The sequence below is a fragment of the Stieleria neptunia genome, from assembly GCF_007754155.1.
Taxonomy (GTDB): Bacteria; Planctomycetota; Planctomycetia; order Pirellulales; family Pirellulaceae; genus Stieleria; species Stieleria neptunia.
On the sequence record NZ_CP037423.1, the window covers coordinates 7,874,902 to 7,895,651 of the forward strand.

At 60.3% G+C, this 20,750-nt stretch carries 1 protein-coding gene; it reads right to left on the bottom strand.

Annotated elements, in window-relative coordinates:
• Nucleotides 1–274 precede the first annotated feature (274 nt).
• The gene (locus Enr13x_RS38305; RefSeq protein WP_197455391.1) at nucleotides 275–20,647 is read right to left on the bottom strand and encodes a beta-propeller fold lactonase family protein; all 20,373 of its coding nucleotides are present in this window, start codon (nucleotides 20,645–20,647) and stop codon (nucleotides 275–277) included.
• Between the last annotated feature and the right edge of the window lie 103 nt (nucleotides 20,648–20,750).

The window sequence follows — 20,750 nt, forward strand, 5'->3', positions numbered from 1 at the left end:
AAGGATGAACCCACGGATGGCAAGGCGTCCCCACGGATGTTGATGGGATGGCAGAACGGCGGGATGGCAGAACGATGGAGTGGCAGAACGATGGAGGTCGCCAAGTTTTCGCAGCTTGCATCCTCCCCCTCTCTCCTTGTCTCCCTCTCTCCTTGTCTCCTTGTCTCCTTGTCTCCTTGTCTCCTTGTCTCCCCCTCTCCTTGTCTCCCGAATCGCCCTGTCTGTCTCGCGACGGGCAGACTCATCGAGTTTGGCGGAGTGTGAATCGACGACGTCAAAACGGTAGCGTTCGCAAGAAGCGTTGCCCGAAGCGGCCGTAGTCTTGGCTGTCGATGTCGCCGTCACCGTCGCTGTCCAAGGATGGGTCGTAGCCGGGCTGGCCCTCGCTGGTCAGGAACGCGAGTCCGAATCGTCCATAATCTTGGCCATCGACGTCTCGGTCGCCATCGGTGTCGCCGTAGAGTGCGAAGAAGCTGTCCGCTTCGGTCGCACCGAACTGTAAAGCGCCCCCGGCGACGCCGTCACCGTCGCCGTCAAACTCAGCCGATGTGCCGGCGCGGCGCACCTTGGATGGATCGACGGTCAACTGATAGTTCCCATCGACCAGGGCGCCTCCGGCTCGCGTGGCATCACCGCTAAAGGAGAGCGTGACAACCGTATTGCCATCCGCGTCCGTCTCGACGGTATGGCTTGTCTCGACCGCGACGGGCTGATCGTCACGTCGTTCCACCCGAAACGCGTCGGCATCGATGTCGACTGCGCCGTCAAAGATCAGTTCAAGTTCGTTCACCGTCGATCGCTGTGTCCCGGTACCGAGCGAACGTGACATCACATCCACCATGTCCACCAATTCCAATCGCAGTTGATCCGTCTGGCGAATCACGTCCCAAGCCAAACCGGCGGGGGCGGGCGGCAGCGTGTCGACCGTGAAGCTGTCGCCGGGCGTGGCGATGGAGACCGATTCGATGTTTTGAAACTCTGTTTGTAACCCGGCCGTTTGAGTCGCGTTCGGATCGAAACCGGTGCGACGGATTCCGGAACCGGTTGCTAGAAACAGGTCGCTATCGCCGACCGCCAGACCCGACGTTCCGATGGAAACGTGATCGCCGACCATTTCGACCGTGACGGATTGAATCAACGACAGTCCACCCGTGGCGGGATCGATCGCGTAAGTGACGATCGTATTCTGTTCGCGACTGGTGAAGACTGCGATGGATTCATCCGACGACAGTTCGACTTGGTCAACGTCGAGCAGACCACGAACGCCGGTGTCGCCGTCGCGAAGCGTTTGCACGGGAAGTATCTGACCGGATGCCGGGTCGCGGCGATACACGCGAACCTCATCAGCGACCGGAGACGCGGTGTAGATGAACTGTCCGCTGGCGGATCCGATGACCGCCAGATCGGTCACTCCGGGTGAGGTCGCGACGGCCAACTCGGTCAGGTATTGAAGGCCTATGCCCGAGCCAAAGGACATCACCGACTTGACGGTGCCGGCGAAGCTGAACCCGTTCCCGATCGTCAGGTTGGGATTCGCCGAGGCGACGAACACCTGGCCGGAATTGGTGGTCGCACGCAGACTCCAAGAGCGGAAAACCGTGCGGGAAAAATCGACGGAGTTGTCATCGTCGGTCACTTGCAGTCGCCAATCGCCGTCGAGCGTCAATCCATCCAAGACCGCCAATGATTGTTCGGGTCGGTAGGTTCCGCCGCCGGTGTAAGAAACGATTGAACGTGTGGCCTGGTCGCTCAGCGTGACCGTCCTGGAATCACGGGAACCACCGACGTCATCGAATAATCGCACCGATCGACCATTCGGCGCGATCAGATAAACATCCAATTCGTCCATGTCCGCATTCTCGATCTGGACGGTCACGTCAAGATCGGTGATCACCGGAACAGCCAGACGACTCACGCGGAGCGTCCCGGCGGAATCCGCGGTCAGGACCATGGGGTTCGGATCGGTCGCGTCGGTGATGAACGCGGCCGCGGTTTCGGTACCCAAGGGCGTCGTTTCAATGAGGGTCGTCAGGGATCCATCGGCGGCGCGCGACAGTGTGACAAACGTCCCGTTGCCGACGAGGATCGTTTCACCGTCGCCGGAAATTTCGAAGATCGGGTCATCAAGCGACACCGACACCGCGATCGAGCCGAGGAGTGTGACCTGTCCCGTCGTGGCGTCTCGATCCAAGATGGCGACTCGCCCCTGATCTGCAGCCGTGACATAGACGTTCTGGCCGTCCGGGCTGATCAAGACATTCGATGCTCCGCCCAAGAGGTGGATGCCGTTGACGCCGTCGCGGAGTGATTGACGAAGCGTTCCGTCGTTGGCATCGATCACGAACAACGAGTCGTCTGCAGCGCTGACCGCATACAACGTGTCGCCGTCGGGGCTGAGTGCGACCGCATCGAACTGGTCTGTGACGCCATTGACGCCCAGGACATCGCCGGACAGGGTCGCCATTTGACCGGCGGCAAGGATCTGGTTGTCGATGACGTTGCTTGCCCCTGCGACCGAAGCGGTAAGGCCGACGTCGCCTTCGGGGACCAAGGTGATCCAGACGCTGCGGGCGGGCAACGCGTTGAGAACATGCGCTCCGCCTGGTCCGGTTCCGGCGGCACCACCGAATGCCGGATCGATCTGTCGTCCGCCGACGGCCAACGGCACGGTCGTCGCACCGGCACCACCGTTGACGATCAATCCGGGATCGGCCAGATAGTGATGGGTCAGGTTGGCGATCACCAAGACATCGTAGCCGACAAAGTCATCGTTCGTCGTTGCATCGCGATCGGTATCCAATTGGTCCAGTCGCAAGATCCCGACGATGGCATCGGTGTCCGCGAGATCACGGAAGGCTTCGAAGTCATCCGCGGTGTACTCGGTCAACAACCCGAACGCTTCGGCACCCCCGAGCACATCGGGAATGCGAGGCGTCACGGGGCTGCCTTGGACGAAGGGATTGCTGCGCGAGATCAGTCCGGGCTGGGCGGTCCCGTCGAAACGGCTGATGGTTCCATTGCCGCCGACCAAGACCGGATCGACGACGGCGGTGTTGCTGCCGATCAAGATTCGTCCGTGATCGGAGGGCACACCACGCCCGTCGACTCCACCGCTGGCATCGACTGCGACGTCGTCGGAGAAGTTCAGCGACGATGCGAACCATTTGACGCTTCCGGCTGCACCACCGGAACCGGCTCCACCGTCACCGCCCTTGCCGCCGTTACCGCCGTTGCCGCCTTTCCCTCCGTTGCCGCCGTCGCCACCGTTGCCGGGCAAGAACGGCACGTCGCCTTCATAGTAGCCATCGAAGCCTTCGTCGCCGGAATACCCGGTCCCGCCGAGATAGCCGACTTCGATCGTCTCGGCCAACAGACCGGGCGTGCCATCACTGCCGGCGACGGCGATGGACGTTCCTCGTTGGTTATGATCAAGATCGGGGGCAAAAACGACTCGGCCTGCCGCGATAATCTCCAACGCGCCGCCACCATTTCCGCCATCGCCGCCGTCGCCTCCTTCGGTGCCCTCGCCTCCGTCACCGCCGTAGCCACCGTCGCCTCCGAGACCGCCTTCACCACCTTCGTTATACGGGTAGTCGATTTCGCCTTCGTCGTCGAGGAATCCGGCGACGGCTCCTCCGCCACCGCCGCCACCACCACCTCCTCCGCCGCCACCACCGCCGCCGCCGCCTGCTCCACCGCCGCCTCCGCCGCCGGCTCCGCCACCGCCGCCGGTGATGATCAAGGCATCGAGGGGGACGGTTCGGGCGAGGCTTGCGTCGCCACCTGGCAGACCGTTCTCTCCATGGAGTCCATCTTCGCCGGCGAACCCGGGCTCTCCGTTCTGGCCATCAGACGCGTTGAGTCCCTGGCTTCCCTCGACGTCGACCGAATCTCCGCCTTGCCCACCATAACCTTCCGCACCGCCGAATCCTCCTTCGCCCGCGAGGCCCTCTTGGCCACCGTCACCGAACAGTCCGGGGCTGCCGCCGTTGATGCCGGCTTGTCCCGACTCCCCCGGTTCGCCACGTTCGCCCTGGTACCCGAATTCACCGTCGAAGGCGATTACCCCAATTTCACCTTCTTCGCCGGGTGTGTCATCATCAAACAATGCGCCAAAGCCGCCATACCCGCCGTACCCGTTTTCACCGCCGAGTCCGCCTTCGCCACCGAGGCCACTGGAGCCCCCATAGCCTCGCTCTCCGCCACCCGGGCCAGGGGAATCCTCTGTCGCGGCGAATTCGAAGACCACGTTGTCACCGATATAGATGTCTCCGGCGACGTAAAACGAAACGCCCCGCGTGCGACTGCCGACGACCCGCACCACCGAATTGTCGGGTAGGAACAAGTCGCCCGCAAAACGGAACTGGGCGATCGTGCCGTCGGCGATGTGTTCGGCATAGAACCGCGTTCGATTGAAAAAACTGGATGACCCCGCCAGCGTCAGCGCCGAGGTGTCGATGTCGACCTGTCTGGAATTTGCGATCGGAGACAGCACCGGAGTGATCGGCAGCGCGTACGATTCCGGAACGATCGCGTACTGCAGGTTATCAATCGTCACCCCGTCGGATTGCAATTCCAGCGATTTCAGGCCGGCAAAACTGGACGGCAGCGTCTTTCGAATGAATCCTTGGCCCGCCGGAATCCGCATCTCGGAAACAACCAACGACGAGTCAATGGTCATTCCCGCCCAGCGGATCAATTGTTCTTGATCGGTTTGCCAGACGTCGACGCCGAACGCTCCGAATCCCATGCCGTCGGTCGGATTGACGATGGTGATGTTCTCGACCCGCGCGGCGTTGCCAACTCCGGCCGCAGCGCCGATCGTTGCGGTTGTACCGGTCACCGAAAACTGCAGTCCGCCTTCGCTGTATTGTGTCACCTCGGATACGAGCGATTCGAACGCGATCTGCTGACCGACCGAAGGATAAACCATCGGGGCCGAGTCGCCGATCACCAACGGGACCGGATTCAAATCGATCGTCGGTCCCAGCAACCGGGCGACGGGGGCGGTCGAATCGGCCGCTTCGACCGCGAGGGTGTCCGCAGCGGTGCCGCCGGAAATCCGAATCCGGGTGTCCGGGTCCGCTCGGAACACGGTGATGGCCGGATCGGTCGTATCCAGTCGCCGCGCCGAGACGGAGCCATCGCCGTGACGGACCCAAGCGGTCGGTTGCGAGCTGGACTGGTCATCCAACGCCACGGTCTCGACATCGATCCAGACATCGTCGAACAACTCGGCCGTCGGCAACGGGCTCATCCCGACCGAAACGACGTCATTCCCTGCGTCACCGACCAACTGTAAACCCGGTGGATACGACGCTGTGATCTGAAACTCGTCATCGCCTTCGCCGCCGCCAAATCGAACGGGCGCGTCCAAGGTCGACGCAAACCGAAACACATCATCCCCCGTTCCCAAGCGGCCTTCATAGCCTTCGAAATCAGCCAATCTCAGCTCCGATGTCAGCCCGCCGGCGATTTGCCCCCAGCCGACGATCACCTGTCCCGCATCGACATCGAACGCCCCATCGGTGATGGCGACGTCCAGGTCGCTTTGATCCAACACAAACTGGTCACGGCCCGCACCGCCGTCAACCGTGATCGATGCATCGACTCGGCCGGCAACCAGCAAATCGTCTCCGTCACCGAGGAAGAGTTGCAACAACTCATGTGGATCGGTCAGTCTGACGCTGTCTCGCCCACGGCCCAACTGGATTGATGAAGCAAGTGCCGGTGAGTCAATGATCAGGTCATAGTCGATTCGGTCCGCCCCGAGGAACGTTACCGCAGGCGACGTCCCCGCATCGTTGCGAACGGTGACGCTTGAACCGCCGAAACCGCTGAACACGTCACCGGTGAACCAGCCAACTTTCGTCGACCGCGCGGTGTCGTGTCGGTCGTCCAACAGCACCGTTGCCGGCAGGTCGCCCGAGTCGATGATCAATGGAGAATCGATATCGGATAGCGAGCTAGGAAACCAGGGAATGTTGGTCAGCCCCGGCGTGCCGACGGTGGTTTCAGCGGTCTGGCCGGTGTATCGAACGGTGGTTTCGCCCCAATAGGCCGGTGTTTGGGGGACGTAGACCTGGGACGCCGGAGTCACCAAGGTCATCGATGTCGCGGAGGATGACGCGATCAGTCGTCTCGACGGCCGAATCGTCTGGGTGGTCGGGACGGCAGAGACACCCGATCCCGTGATCAACCAGGGATGTCGCTCTGCGACCGGGACGTTCGTTTGGTTGACTTCGATGGCAAATTCATCGGCTTCGATCCATTGGTACGCTTGGTTGTCGGCGACCAGCGCGCCGTCGACATCGACGGTCAGGTGATTTTCGCCTGCGCCTCCGTCGACGAAAACTTGCTGCGAGGAAAGGTCGATGGCGTTTGCCGCGGCTCCGACCGACATGTGAACTTGGTCATCGGCCGATCCGGTGTGAACACGAACACGCTCGATGGAGCCGTCGTATCGAACCCCGTCGGCATCGAGACCGCTGACACGATCGGATTCGACACTGACGTTCGACGGCAATGCGGACAGTGCGGCGTCGAAGAAGACCTCGTCGCTGCCGCCCGTGGCATGGATAATGAAGGCATCGGTGATGTCCGCCCGTTGCCCATCCTTTCCGATCGTCCACACGTTCGCACCGCCGCTGGTCGAAAAATCCACCGGACCGCTGGTTGCGTGAACGGCGAACTGATTGACGCCACCGGAGTCAACCATCGTGTTGCTGACGCCGACTGCCGTGTCACGAATCAACAGGTTGTCCTGCGAGACGCCCAGCCGCACTTGCAAACTGGCGATCCCGGTGTAGTAGACTCCGAACGCCGAGGCGAATCCGTCGATCGCATCGAATTCCGTCTCATCATCGAGCGAGAATCCGGTGACAAACGCGTTGGGTAGATCGAGATCGAAACCGCTGGTGGTGAACAACCGGATTTCCTCGACTTCGTCATCGACCGCGTAGTCGGCTTCCATCCTGACACCGATGCCCGAGGACAACATCGCGTCTTCGGCGATCGAAACCACACCATCGGTGACCACCACATCGAACGGATGGTTCGTCGCAAACGACTGGAACTCCGTCAAGGATGCGAATTCCTGGACGGCCACGCCGGGCAGGAAACGGAGCGATGTTTGCAAACCGGGGCTGGCCAACATTTCGTCGACCAGACCTTTTTGACGAATCCGATGCAGATCACGGATCTTGTTGCTGACCGCATTTTCCAGCAGTGCGGCGGAGATCCCGGCGGGCACCATCGGTTCCAGGATGTCCAGATCTGTCGTCAGCGACCGGGTCTCGATCACCGTCCGCTGCAGCACGCCGACTCCACTGCCATCGACCTGGCCGTTGTTGTCACCGTCCAGGTGGGACAGGGTGTTGTCGATGAACAATTGGTCGCTACCGGCAAATCGATTCCCGTCGACAATCACCGGTCCGTCCAGGCGTCCCAAATGACGCGTCTCGGGCATGTTGACCGTTTCCGAATACGCGGGCACGGTGATCTGTTCGGGAACCAGCAGATCATCTTGCGGCGTCCGAATGGTCCGGGTGCCATAGCGGGCCGGCACGTAGACTCGCTTGTAAATTGGAAACAGTTTGAAAATGGGAATGCCGTAGCCGATGATCTTACTGTAGGAATAGGCCGCTCGAATCAGGTAGCTCTGGGTGGTGATGATGTCCGGCTGGGGGATGCGATTGATCCGGGTGTAGGTGGATTCGGGAATCAGGATCTGCAACCCTCGTTGGCCGCCGCCCACGAAGACCTGATCGTCGCCGCTGCCGGTGTTGATTTGGATTTCCAACTCCGCCAGCGTGCCATACACATAGACCTTGTCGTCGCCGGCGCCGGTCAGGATGATCAATCGTTCGACGTTTTTAATTTCGGGAACGACCAACCCGGCGCCGAAGATCCGTTGAACCGGTTCGCCATCGACTTCTTCGGTAAAGACGATGAACTCGTCATCGACCTGTGTGCCCAAGATGACGAGCGTGTCGATCCCGTCGCCGCCGTCGACATTGACTTGTGCGTTGCGAACGTAGGAAAGCGTGTCGTTTTCGCCGGCCGCGGAAATCACGTTCACGGTATTGAGCGACAGCGGTTGGCCCTCGTCACCGGCTTCGTTGGTCGTCAGGTGTGCTTGGATGAAGAAGATGTCATCGCCGGATTCTCCGAACAGTGAAATCTCCGCCAGGTTGTGGTTGACTTCGAAGTAGTCGTTGCCGCTGCCGCCATAAAAGCTGGTGGGGAACGACACGCCGTCGGTGATCTGGTCGACGACGTCGATCACGCCCAGCGTCGGATGGTTGAACGTTTTGGTCGACAGGATGTTGCCGATGAAGAAGCGGTCGCTGCCATCGTCACCGTAGATCGACATCTCCGTTGCCGTGTCGTCGGCAATGAAAAGGTCATCGCCGGCCAAGCCACGCAGCGTGACCAACTCGGTCGTGAAGTACTGAACCTCTTGACGATAGAGGGCCGCCAATTGGGGGCTGCGGACGACCAGGTCCGTCGTGAACTGTGTCAACACCGCGAACAGCGAATCGAGCGAGTCGCCTTGTTGTGGCAGGTAACGCTGGATCGCTCCACCGCCCAAACGCAAAACGTCGTCGTCTTGCGTTCCCACGACCGTCAAAACATCCAGCCCGCTCGCACCGGAGTCTTCGATCCGCAAGATTGAATCGCTGCTGCCGGCGACCGTCACGTTCAGGGAGACTTCATAGAGGTCGCTTCCGATTCCCCCGTCGAACGTCGCGTCGCCGCTGAATCCGTCCACGACGAACCGGTTGACGTCGGTGGGTTCATTGCCGCTGACGTCGTCGAACCCGAAAAGCGAGATCGATGAAAAGATCGTCACCGGTTCGACTTCTTCGAGCACGACGATGCGTGGGGTTTGGCCTACGCTCGGTGCCAATTCGGCGATCGTCAACGAAGCATCGCTGAGCGTGAAGTTGGCGTCCCGTGATTCCGTCAACGCATTGGTTCCGCCGGCATCGATGAACAGGTCGACGCCGCGGCCGCCGGTGTACAAGTCGTCTCCCGATCCGCCGTCCAGCGTGTCGACAAACGGAGTTCCGATCAAGACGTCGTGTCCAGCGCCGGCGAAAACGGAGAGTTCGACCAGTGATGCCGAAACGTCGCCGGCATCGATTGTGTCGTCACCGGCATAGGTTTCGATGATCAACTGATCGCCGCGTTCGACGCCAGCATTGCTGATCGAAAACTGAATGCTGTTTTCGATCGAACCAGAAATCGTTTCGTCGTCGCTGCGAACGGTGACCGAGTCGTCGCCCGTGGTGCCCAGCAGTCGCAGCGTATCGGCGTCGAAATCGATCCCATACTCCGGCGTGATAAAGACCTCTTCGATCGGATTGCCCTGGCTGTCCAGCAGCGGATTGCCGTCCGGGCCATAGACGGGAATCGATCGCTGGCGTGACCGTTCAACATTGCGGAGTTCAAACAGCACCGGAATCGATTCCGAGTCGACATGCCAAACCGGTTCGCCCGCCGCGTCGACGATTCCGCCGCCTTCGATTTCTTGGAAGTAAATCAGTGTGCCGTCCTCGGTCAAACTTCCCAGGATCGGGGCGCCGCCGGCGTCGTAGCGGTAACTGGATTCGGCGGATAGCTGCTGGCGCCGAAATCGCTCGCTGGTGTCGTCAGACGACATGCCTTGATCGAACGACTGCGACGCATCGAAGACGCGGCGAACCTCGCGATAGTCGATCTCGGCCCTGGTTTCAAAGGCCACGAAAATCGGCTCGCCGTCCGACAACACCGCGTTCCCACCGCTGTGCGACTGGACCAGGGCGACCTGGCCGCTCGGCAGCGTCTGTTCGGTCAACGTCGGCGTGCCGTCCGCTTCGAACGCGTACGATCCGCCGTCGAATGTCTGACGATAAAAGCTTGTCGCCGTGGTGGTGTCCGCGTCGAAGGGATCGTCGGGTGAAAAGACATGCGCAAGATTCGATCCGTCCAGGATCAGCATTTCTCCCGTCTTGAGTTGTTCGGTCACGGGAACGAATTCCAGGATTTCGCCCGTCCCGAAGTCGACGTCGACGTTCTGCAGGGTCGTCGATGTCACATCCTCAATCGTGACCGAATCGGCGCCGGCTTCCAGGCGGATGATCACGCGTTGGAATTCCTGCAACAGCAACGTGTCAGTCTGGAATTGATCCGGCAACGACTCCGACTGGAATGCCAGCACGACGTCGGCGAGATCGGACGGCGACGGAGCGAGCGTCACGGTATCATCGATCCGATCTTCGATGGAAATCACCCGGATCGTATCGAGGTCATCGACGGTTTCGCCGTCCACCGTTTTGGTCGACTGGCCGCCCAGGATCAATGCATCGGTGCCGTCGCCGACCATCCACTCGAACGTGTCTTCGCCGTGGTTGCCGCGGAGGGTATCGATGTCGGGTCCACCGGTGATGGTATCCGGGCCGCCTTGCCCCCAAATCACATCATCGCCATGACCGCCGCGAAGAAAATCTTGTTCGCCGGCGGGGTCAACGGTGACGGTCCCATCGCCGGCGATCGTGATCACGTCACCGTAGATCTCGTCGTGTCCGTCACCACCATCGATGCGGTCTTCGCCTTCGCCACCGACGATGAAATCGTCGCCGTTGTCACCGGTGATCGCATCGTCACCGCCACCGCCGTCGATGGTGTCATTGCCGTCGCCGCCACCGATCAAATCGTTGCCACTGCCGCCACTGATCGAATCGTCGCCGCCCATCCCGCCAACCACGTCGTCGCCTGCGCCGCCGTCAATCACATCGGCTTCATCCGAACCGATGATCGTGTCGTGTCCGTCGCCGCCGAACAGTTTTCGACTGGCGCCCAACGGTGAATGGACCTCGATCGTATCGTTGCCGGCACCGCCATGAATTTCGATCGCGGCGGTGACGTCGGCCGCGATGATGTATTCGTCATCGTTGGGTGTCCCGGCGATGAAGATTTTCGACACGGTGGCCGGATCAAATTCCTCTCGATTGCCACGTGAGCTGACGACGATGCGCAGATGCTGCGTGTTGTCGGTGGGATCCGCGGGCGTGGCGTCGACCATCTTTTGTTCGACCACGTACTTTTCGCCGCGATTGGGATCGACCGGTTCGCCGGGGCCGGGTTCGTACTTGATCGTGACCACATCGTCGCTCTGTGAAGCGATCGTTGCGTTGGGATTGGGGCAGCTGAAATCAAAATCGGCAAGCACGGCGCTGAAGAACGTCTCGCGGGCCTCGAACACGGTGATTTCGCCGAAGATGCCCAAGTCCAGTCCGACCCAAAAGAAGGCATCCAAGAACGTCGACAGTTTTCCGGAGGTGTCGAACAGACATTGAGCCCCTTGATCGAGTCGTTGATCCAACTCGCTGAATCGCAGTTTCCCGTCGTAAACGTCGACTCCAGCGATCGCGGGATCGGGCACATCATTCAAGTTAAACCCGACGTCCGCTCGAATGCCGCCTTCGACACCCGCCTCGATCAAGCCCGCGATGCCGACCGACGCCCCGGCCGTGATCGTTGAACTGAGCGTGACTTCCGGCAGATCCGCGCGGATGGATCCGTCACCGTTGAACGTGACTTGGTCGTCGACATAGAACCCTTGAAAGATTTTATCGGCTTCGGAGATTGCATAGTCGCCTTCTTCTTTCCACTGGCGAATCCCCGAGGTGTCAAAACCGAAGATAAAATCGGTATCGGCTTGCACGCGGCCGCCCAAACGCGCGTTCAAACCGGGAAACACGGGAAACGACTTGCCGTACCGAAAATTCAAATTCAATCCGGGCATTTCGTACTTGAACAAGTCGACGTCCTTTCCCAGCAGCAACCCGAACGCGGCGAACGGATCGGTCAGCAGCGGAAACTCGATCGATCCCTTGGTGGTGCCGATCTTGTCGGTCACGCCCTTGGTTTTCGGGTTGGTCGATTGGTCCAACTGAGACGTCGTGTCTTTGGCTCCATCAGTCGACGGCGTCGCGCTGCCGCCGGGCGAGCGGACTTCATCACCGATTTTGAAACTGCCGAAATCAATGATCAAGGACTCGCCCTGGGAGTCGTTGAGAAACGCTTCGACGCTGTCGACCAATTCGACGACCGCCGCAATCGCCGTGACCCCCTTGGCGACCGGGGCAAATTTCGTCGGACCCAAAACGACTTTGGCGATGTCGAGCAACGAGGTTTGGGAGGCGCCCAAACTCTTTAGCAGGGGGATGTCATCGGTCAACACCGACACGATCGGCTCCAGCGGTTCGGTCACGCGGGCCACTTCGGAAATGACCGGCCCGGCAAAACCGCTGATGAACTCGCCCAAGTCCAGTTTCACGTCGGCGAATTCAATGATCGGTGACCCGCCAAACGTCGCCGCGGAACCACCGCTGCCGAATTCGATTTCGGCGAACAATTGGTCGTAATGCAACGTCGTCGTCAGGTTCGGCAATTGCAACCCGTTGGATTCAGGCAATTGCACCGTCGCGTCCAGATCGACATTCGCCTCGGCGACCAAACGGCCTTGAATGCCAAGACTTTCCAGTTGAAGCGGTGCCCAACGTCCGTTGCCATCACCGTCCTGCAAATCGATTTCGAATCTGCCCACCAAGCCGCTGGAACCATCGGCGTCATCGACTTCGTCGAGCTGAACTTGCAAGAATCCGAGTTCGCCCATCAGCGACGTTCCGGGAGCGAGCGTGGCGGACAGTTCGAGCGAAAATTCTGCGCCGCTATCGGTCACGCCATTGGTGTCGACGTAAAACCAATCGTCGCTGGACAGACCAAACCCAAACCCGAAGACGTAATCCATCTGAATGGTGATCGCGCTGTCGTCGTCCGAGCGGAGTCCCAGACCCGGTACGCTGGCATCGAATGTCAGCGGCACCGTGATGTCTTCAAACACCTCGCCCGAGAGCACGAGATTAAATTGAACCGCGTCGTCTCGGATCGTCAGACCGATGTCTTCGGGCGTTTGGATGTCCTTCAGCAGCAACCGTCCTTCGCCGTCAAACTGGAAACGACCTTCCGAATCCAAGTCCGGCACCCTCAACGCGCCATCGCCCAGCTTGCCGACCAATTTGAAAAGTTCCGCACGGATCAGATCGAGCACCGCTTCGTCGTTTGCGATCGCCGATTCCAGTGCCGCACCCAATCGCGCGTCATAGCCGGCATCGCCGTAGTAGTAGAACCCGCCGGAATTGGGCACGTCTTGCTTGATGCCCAACAAGTCGTCTTCCAGGTCGCCGACAAATGAAGCGGCGTCCTGGAGCGCGTCGCCGGCAAGCGGCAATCCGAGTTCGGCAAATTTCGCGTCCAGATCCGAATTCAGCCCCGCAAACAGTTGCTCCAATCCGTCCAGCAGGTTTTGCGGATCGTTGATCATCGCCCCCAGCCCGAACAGCTCCTTGCCCCCCGGGCCGGACAGGTCGTAATCGAAGTCGCCACCGCTGAAGTTTTGGCTTTCCATGGAAACGCCGACGTGCAGCACATGGTCGCCGAATCCGTTATTGTCGTCGTCTGCCGTGGTTCCGCCGACGGGAAGGTTGTCACCCAGGTACAGCGGCAGCGACAGATCCGCCCGTCCGGCCACCGAGATCTCTAAATCGTCCGCGCCGATCTGGCCGACTTCGTGACGTCCGTCGTCGTTGTCTTGCAGTCCATACGCCGCCCGCACATCGATTTCCGCGGTCGCCTGTTTGATCGAGAACCCGATCGTGCCCAACGATGTGTTGTCACTCTGTCCGATCAGATCCGCCAAATCCAAACGGACGTCCAGATCCACCGGTTGGGAAAGACCGGCGGTCGCAGAAACAAAAACTTCCGACGCGTCGGTAAAATACGACACCGGATTCAAGACGTCGCTCAAGTCGTATCCGAACCCGAATCGGATTCCGCCCGAACCGGTCACGTCCAGTTTGATTTGCCCGTCCGAATCGCCCAGACGCACATCCAGTGCCGCCAGGTCCACGGTGACGTCGGCCAACAGCGGACTGTTGTCCACAAAGTCTTGGATCTCGTCCTGAAACAACGCGTTCAGGTCCACCGAAAAATCGAACTGCTTGTCGACCAACAGACGTTCCAGGGCAAAGTCGATCAAGAAGTTTGAATCTTGATAGGTGATCGTGAAGGGATCGACGGCTTCGTCAAAGAACTGGTTCACCGCAGCGTTCAATTGATCGGCGAGGTTGCCCAGATGGCTGTTCGCGTTGTCGCGCACGTCCACGATCGCGTTCTTGAGTCCGACAATAAAATCGTCGGTGCCGTCACCAAACAATTCCATCGCACTCTGGTTCAGCCCGGGAATCTTGCGGGCGATCAAGCTACCGTTGACGGGATCCTCGTCGACCAGTTTGTCCAGCCCCGCGATGATTCCGTCCAGGATCGCGTCCAAACTGACGCCGCGGAGCCCAAGGATATCGCCGAACTCGGGCACATCGAAGCGAATTCCCGAGACCAGACTCTCCAACGTTCCGATCGTGTCGCCGAAGGTACCGCTTGCCTGTATCGCAAGCCCGTCGTCGTTGAGTCCGGAGAGAAACCCGTTCAACTGGATCGGCAAATTGATGTCGACGATCGAATCGGTTCCCAGTCGCGGCAGCAATTGACTGGCCAGCGAGGTGCCGTTGACCAAGTCGCGGTAGGAGAGCCGCTCGTTGGTTTCCAAGATCATCGTGCCGCCGATTTCCGCCGTCCCTGCGACGACGCTCAACCCAACCGGTCCCAGGTTGACGTCCAAGTCGAACGGCACCAAATTCCCGTCGACGTCGCGTCCGGTGTCGACTTGTAGATCGGCGACCAACGCAGGCGAATCGACGTAAAACTGCCCGCCGGAATCGATCCCGAACTGAAACGTCAGCTCAATGCCGGCGTTGACGTTCACGACCGGCGGCGTGTCACTGTTGACGTTGAAACCGAATGCGCTGGGATCAAATCCGCCCAACCGCAGCTCGTCAAAATTAATCGGGATCGTTTGGTTGTAATCAAACGCGGACAGGTCGACGCTGGCGACGAACGACATCGGATTGTTGCTGGCGGCAAAATCAATGTGGTCCAATCCGGCCAGTGTCACGTTGGTGACTTCGTTTCCAACGGTCGCGGCGGCAAACGCGTTTTGGATCGGCGTCAGGATGTCGTTCCGCAATCCCGTTTGCAGATCGCCGGCAAACACCTTCCCATCCAAGTCGATGCCGAACAGATCCGCCACCGACAGCGATCCCAACAACGGAATCGAGACGCGTGGGCTGAGCGTTTCGACGAACCGATTGGCTAGACTTTCGCCGTTGTTGGCACCGGCGACCCAGCCCGCGAAGGCCTCCAAGCCGATTTCCAGTTTCGCTTGATCGGCCGTGGCGGACGAGACGACGTGCTGGTCGGTCGGCGGATCGATTCGCGTTCCCGGTGAAACCGTTTCGTGCATCAGCGCGGCTGCGTTGGCATCGCTGCCCAGCCCGATCGCACGCCCCATCTCGTGCATGATCACATGCAACAGATCGATTCGTTCGTTGTCGAGGTCGGCGTCGGGGCTGGGATCGATAAACCATCCGTGCCCTGCCGCCGTGGGATCAATTTGAATCGTGCCATCGGGAAGCGATCGTGAGACCTCGCCCAAGGGAAGATGTTTGACAACCACCGTCGGCGTTTCGACGGAAATCGTCGCACCGCCGCCGGCGATGACCGTGTAACCGCCGACCACGCCCTGCCATCGCGAGACGGCTTCGGCGATGATCGGTGTCAGGTCGGTGGAGGCGTCCAGCTGAACTGCCGGGGCTTCGCCGGCAACCAGCGGCGGCGGATCGTTGGCCAGCGGATCGATCGTGATCGTGGCATCCACACCGCGACTGGCCACACCGGGTGCAAGCTCGGTTTGCGTGGGAACCTGTTGCAACAGAATGCCGATTTCGTGAATCAAAACCGAAAGCAGATCCATGCGATCGGCTTGAACCGTTGCCGATCCGGTGTCATCCCATCCGAAATCACCGCCGGTATGATCGATCAGGACATCGCCTGAATTGTTGCGGTCGGACAGCTGGCCGTCGGGAAGGTCCCGGATCAGAAACGGCAGATTGTTGCTGACCAGCAGGACCTGTCCGGAGTCCGTTTTGATCTCGTAAGCTTCGCCCGAGTCCGCAGGGCCGGCGGTCAAGCCGACCAGGACTTCGTTGCCGTCGTTGTCGACCAGCCGCAGCGTCGTGCCGTTGAATACCGTGAGGGCTTGATCGACCAGACCGGTCGGCAAGGCAGTGATCGAATCGGGAATCGCGGCCGAGAGTCGCCCGTTGGAACCGACGGCCGGAAGCGGTCCGTCGACCGTTCCCGGCGTAGGGACGATGACTTGAATCGGCCATTTGTCCCTCGCGATCGTTCCGTCCTGGTCACGGATTCGCAGGTCAAATTTCTGATTCGGCACGATCGTGATCGTGTGTGGAAGACTGACGCCTTCGCCGTCGGCAAACTGGAAAACAATGTCGGTGCCGGACGTCACGATTTCGTACGTCCAGTCGCGGGGAATGCGGGTCAGGTCGATCGTATCGCGTCCGACTGGGGTATCGGTCTCTGACGCGGTCGCATTGGAACGCAGAACATCGTGTCCCCAGCCGTCTGAATCACCGGTGGCGGCAAAATAGAACACGTTGTCGCCGCTGGATCCGATGATCGTGTCGTTCCCGTGCCCGGAGACGACATCCGAACCGTCCTCCCACGTCAAAAACTCTTCGGGCGTCGATCCCGGTTGGTGGGTGACGCTGTGGGTGTCGATGTCGATCGTCAGGTCATCGTCAACGCCGCTCTCGAACAGATTCAAGACGCCTTTGATCGTGTCGCCCTGGTTCGCGACGAATTCGATGTCCAGGTTGTCGCTGATCAGGCGATCGGGCTTGGAACTTCCGATGACCTTGGTCAGCCCCGAAACGCCGAACTGTTCCAACACGCCGGAAACGGGATTATCGAAACCGACGATTTTGGTGACATCCAACAGCGATGTCAGACCTTGCAACCGGTGACCGCTGACGCCCGAAGCCCGGCCGGATGTAGTCGCCGCCGTGGCAAGCGACGGTGGCAGAATGTCGCCGTCGAGCACGTAGGTTTGTGTCTTGTTCAACAGCTCTTGAAGGTATGGATGCCGCTCGCCGTCGACCGTCTTGCCCAACACATGTCGGTCTGCCAGAACGTCGACCGTCGGAACGTCGCTGGACGCTGCCGACGCGTAATCCGAGTAGTCCAGGGTCACGGTTCCGTTGTTGCCCGAATTGATGGTGCCCCGAAGAGTCGCGTCACCGTGGAAGCGAACCGTCATGTTGCCCAGTTCCGGTCCCTGCAACGACTCGATGTCCATCGCGACCAGGAAGCTGGCTTTGTCGCGTAGGAAGTCGGTGATCGGCCCTGTTTCGGGGTCACCGAGCCATTGATTCAAGACAGCGTCGGGAGTCACATCGCGGACGATGATAAAATTGGTGTTCAGATTGGGGCCGATAGGATCTTCGAAGAACGTCTGGCCGGGACCAGCGATCGCTTCGTGGGCTGCATCGAAGGCATCGTCCACACCATAGGAGTAGACGTCGACGACGAGGCTGCCGACCATCCGGGAGAAATCCAGGGTGTCGAGCGATTCGGGGATCGGCTCGCCGTTGAGTTCCAAATCGGGATAGTCAACGATCGCAGCGGCGCCCCAGAAATTGGTAAAGCTGTAGGTGTCCGCACCGGCTCCGCCGGCGATCATGTGCAGCCCCGGCAATGGTCGCTCATGGATGAATCGATTCGATAGACTGTTGCCGTAGAACTTGTTCCAACCGCCGGCGTATTCGACGCCGGTGATGCGTTGGTTCCCGGCCGAATCCAGTTGCAGTTTCAGACCATTGACGGTCTCCGTTCGCAGGTCGGCGGTGTTGCTGGTGTTGTAGATTCCGTGGGTGATGTCGACGGTGTGACCGACGTTTTGACCGTTGGGCACCGACAACTCGGTGCGGGGGACGGAACGGTGTCGAAAACCGTCTGCCAGAATCAATTTGCCGGGGAAGTCGACATCGATTTCGTTTAGATAGGTGTTTTCGTTGATGCCGCTGATGATCGTGGTGTCGGAATCGACGTGGGAGATCCAGATCGAGTCGGCGTACTTGTCAAAGAAGTAATCGTCGATTTGCGAGGGGAGAACATTCTCTATCGCGTCGGTGAGCACTTGTCCCCGCTTGATCCGCATGCCAACCGAGCCGTCGTCGTTTTGAAAGGGCTCGAATTTGAGCGGGATGGCCGAGCCGGAAAAGTCGAAGGTCAGCTGGGTCTCGGGTTGTCGCTGCGTGGAGGTGTCAAAGTGCAGGTCTTTCCAGCGATTGCCGATCTGGATGGTTTGATTGCCCGTCCCCGTGATCACCGTTTTCACCGCCGTGCCCAGCCCGCCTTCGGTGCTGACCTGATTGCCCAGGCTATCGCTGGCGGCGATCTGTTGGGATTTCACTTCGAACGTGAAATCAGTCGTCGTTTTGCTGAAATCCAGTTTGTCGGTACGAAATTCCAACAGCCCGGTGGTGATGGTGTCGTCACCAAAACCGTCTTCGAATTCGAACGTGTCTTCACCGCCGTTGCCGGCCAGCGTGTCATCGCCCGATCCGCCGACGATCGTGTCATCACCGCTTCCGCCGTCGATGCTGTCGTTGCCCTGGCCGCCGAGCAGGACGTCATCGCCGGAGTCGCCACTGATTTGATCAGCGCCGGCTTCGCCGGACACATAGTCGTCGTCATCGCCGCCGGAGAGCACGTCATCGCCGGCTTCGCCGACCACGGCATCGTTTCCATCGCCGCCGCTCAAGTTGCTGCCGGTCGTTTCGGCGAACAAAAAGTCTTCGCCGCGTCCGCCGCTGACCGCCACGACGTTGCTGGCCGTTCCACCGATGGCCGGGAAGTCGCCGGTGTCGGTCCCGATCGAAAAACGCACGCCGGAGGGGTTGGGCGAAAACAGTTGGGGAAACGCGGCGGTGATCGTATCGATGGCCGTGGCGTCTTCGGGATCCAAGTTCCCATCGGCACCGCTGCTTGGCGGATCGTCCGGGACGTACAGGTATTCCGCGCCGCCGGTTCCGCCGTCCAGGTCACCGGCCAACCGGGCGCCTTGCTCCACCGTCACCTCGTCTCGAGCCTGGGTGCCGATGATGCTGCGAACGTTCGTCACCCACAGTTTCTTTCCCGACTGAAACGTGACCGTGACGTTGTTGTGCACCGGGCGACCGGAATCGCGTTTGGCGAGCGTGATTTTTACGTTGCTGGTCAGCTGCGACAGATCCAACACCGCCGTCGGATCGTCGCTGGGCATCAGCGGATTGGCGATCGTGAACGTCTTGTTGAAGAAACCGTCCACGGCGAGTGAGTCACCGAACGCGTCACGCACGACGATGGTGTTGGCCCCCGAACCGGAAATGATTCGCTCGATGTGGTTGCTCGCTGCAACTTCATGAACCTGGCCACTCTCCGCCGGCGTTGTGACCTGAATGAATTTCGTCGGTTCCCCAAGCGTGATCGTCAGATCGGTGGTGACAGGCGTGAAGTCCAGCGTGTCTGTTCCTTCGCCGGCCGCCTCGCCGACCCGGTCTTTGCCCCAACCCTCTGCAGGTGAGTTGGCGGCGAAATAATAACGGTCATCGCCGGGGCCACCTTCCAAGGTATCGTTTCCGACGGCGAAGTCGGCCGCCGCGTCGGACGAATCGTGGTCGCCGAACAGCTTGTCGGCACCCGGGCCGCCGTACAATTCGTCGTCGCCGGCGTCTCCGTACAGCGAGTCGTTGCCGTCATCCCCGGATGCGACGTCATTTCCGGGACCTCCAAACACCTGGTCATTCCCGCCGCCGCCCAACAGCGCCGCGGCGTCGAAACCGAACAGCCCTGGAATTCGGTCATGCCCACCGCCGCCCAGCAAGGTGTCATCGCCGGCGTCACCGAGCAGACCGTCGACGAGGTCACCGCCGACGATGCGGTCGTTGCCCTTGCCGCCGCGGACGACGTTCTGATCGGTGTCGGAACGCGCGGTGAGCGTATCGTTTCCGCGGCCGCCGACGATTTCGATGCTCCCCTCCAAGACGTCAAAGCGAACGCCCGCCGAAGTTGTGGTCGGGCCGGCATTCCGATCCAAGGTCAGCGGTTTCGTCACGCCGCTGGCAAACAACTTGTTCGGGTTTTCGTAGTCGCTGGTGTACGCCAACACGATCTGGCTGGGCGAGACCGGAAACCCTGCGCGGCCGTTGCCCAGGATGGCGCCCTGGTCCAGTGCCGCGCCTTGTTCGACGATGAAAACATTTTCCATCGGGCCGGGAACAAACTGCTCGACATGAGTCGCCGTCGCTTTCTTGCCGCTCGCGCTGGTCACTTCCACGCGGTTTTTGGCTTGGATACGAAACGTCAGGTTTTCCATGACGTTGCGAAAATCCAGCGTGTCCAGCGATCCGTCCGCGGCGGCGGATTCATTGATGTTCGTTCCGTTCCAGTCGGCGGTGCCGAATTCATAGAGATCGTTGCCGGGGGTGGGGGCAAAGACATTGTTGCCCGGACCGACCGCGTTGACGGCCAGCAGCCGTCGCGGTTCGAGTGCTTCGATGCTGGTGCGAAACTGGCGTCTCCGTTGATCCGCTGTCCGACCGCGTTTTGCGCGTCGCCTGGTTGTTGCTGGTTGATCCATCATCTTTGGGGGGTGTGCGTCCAGGCTGCGTGAATTTCGCAGCCCCGAGTTTAGCGGTATCACGTCTACCACCGTGAGATCGATCCGCCGGATCGACCGCATTGAC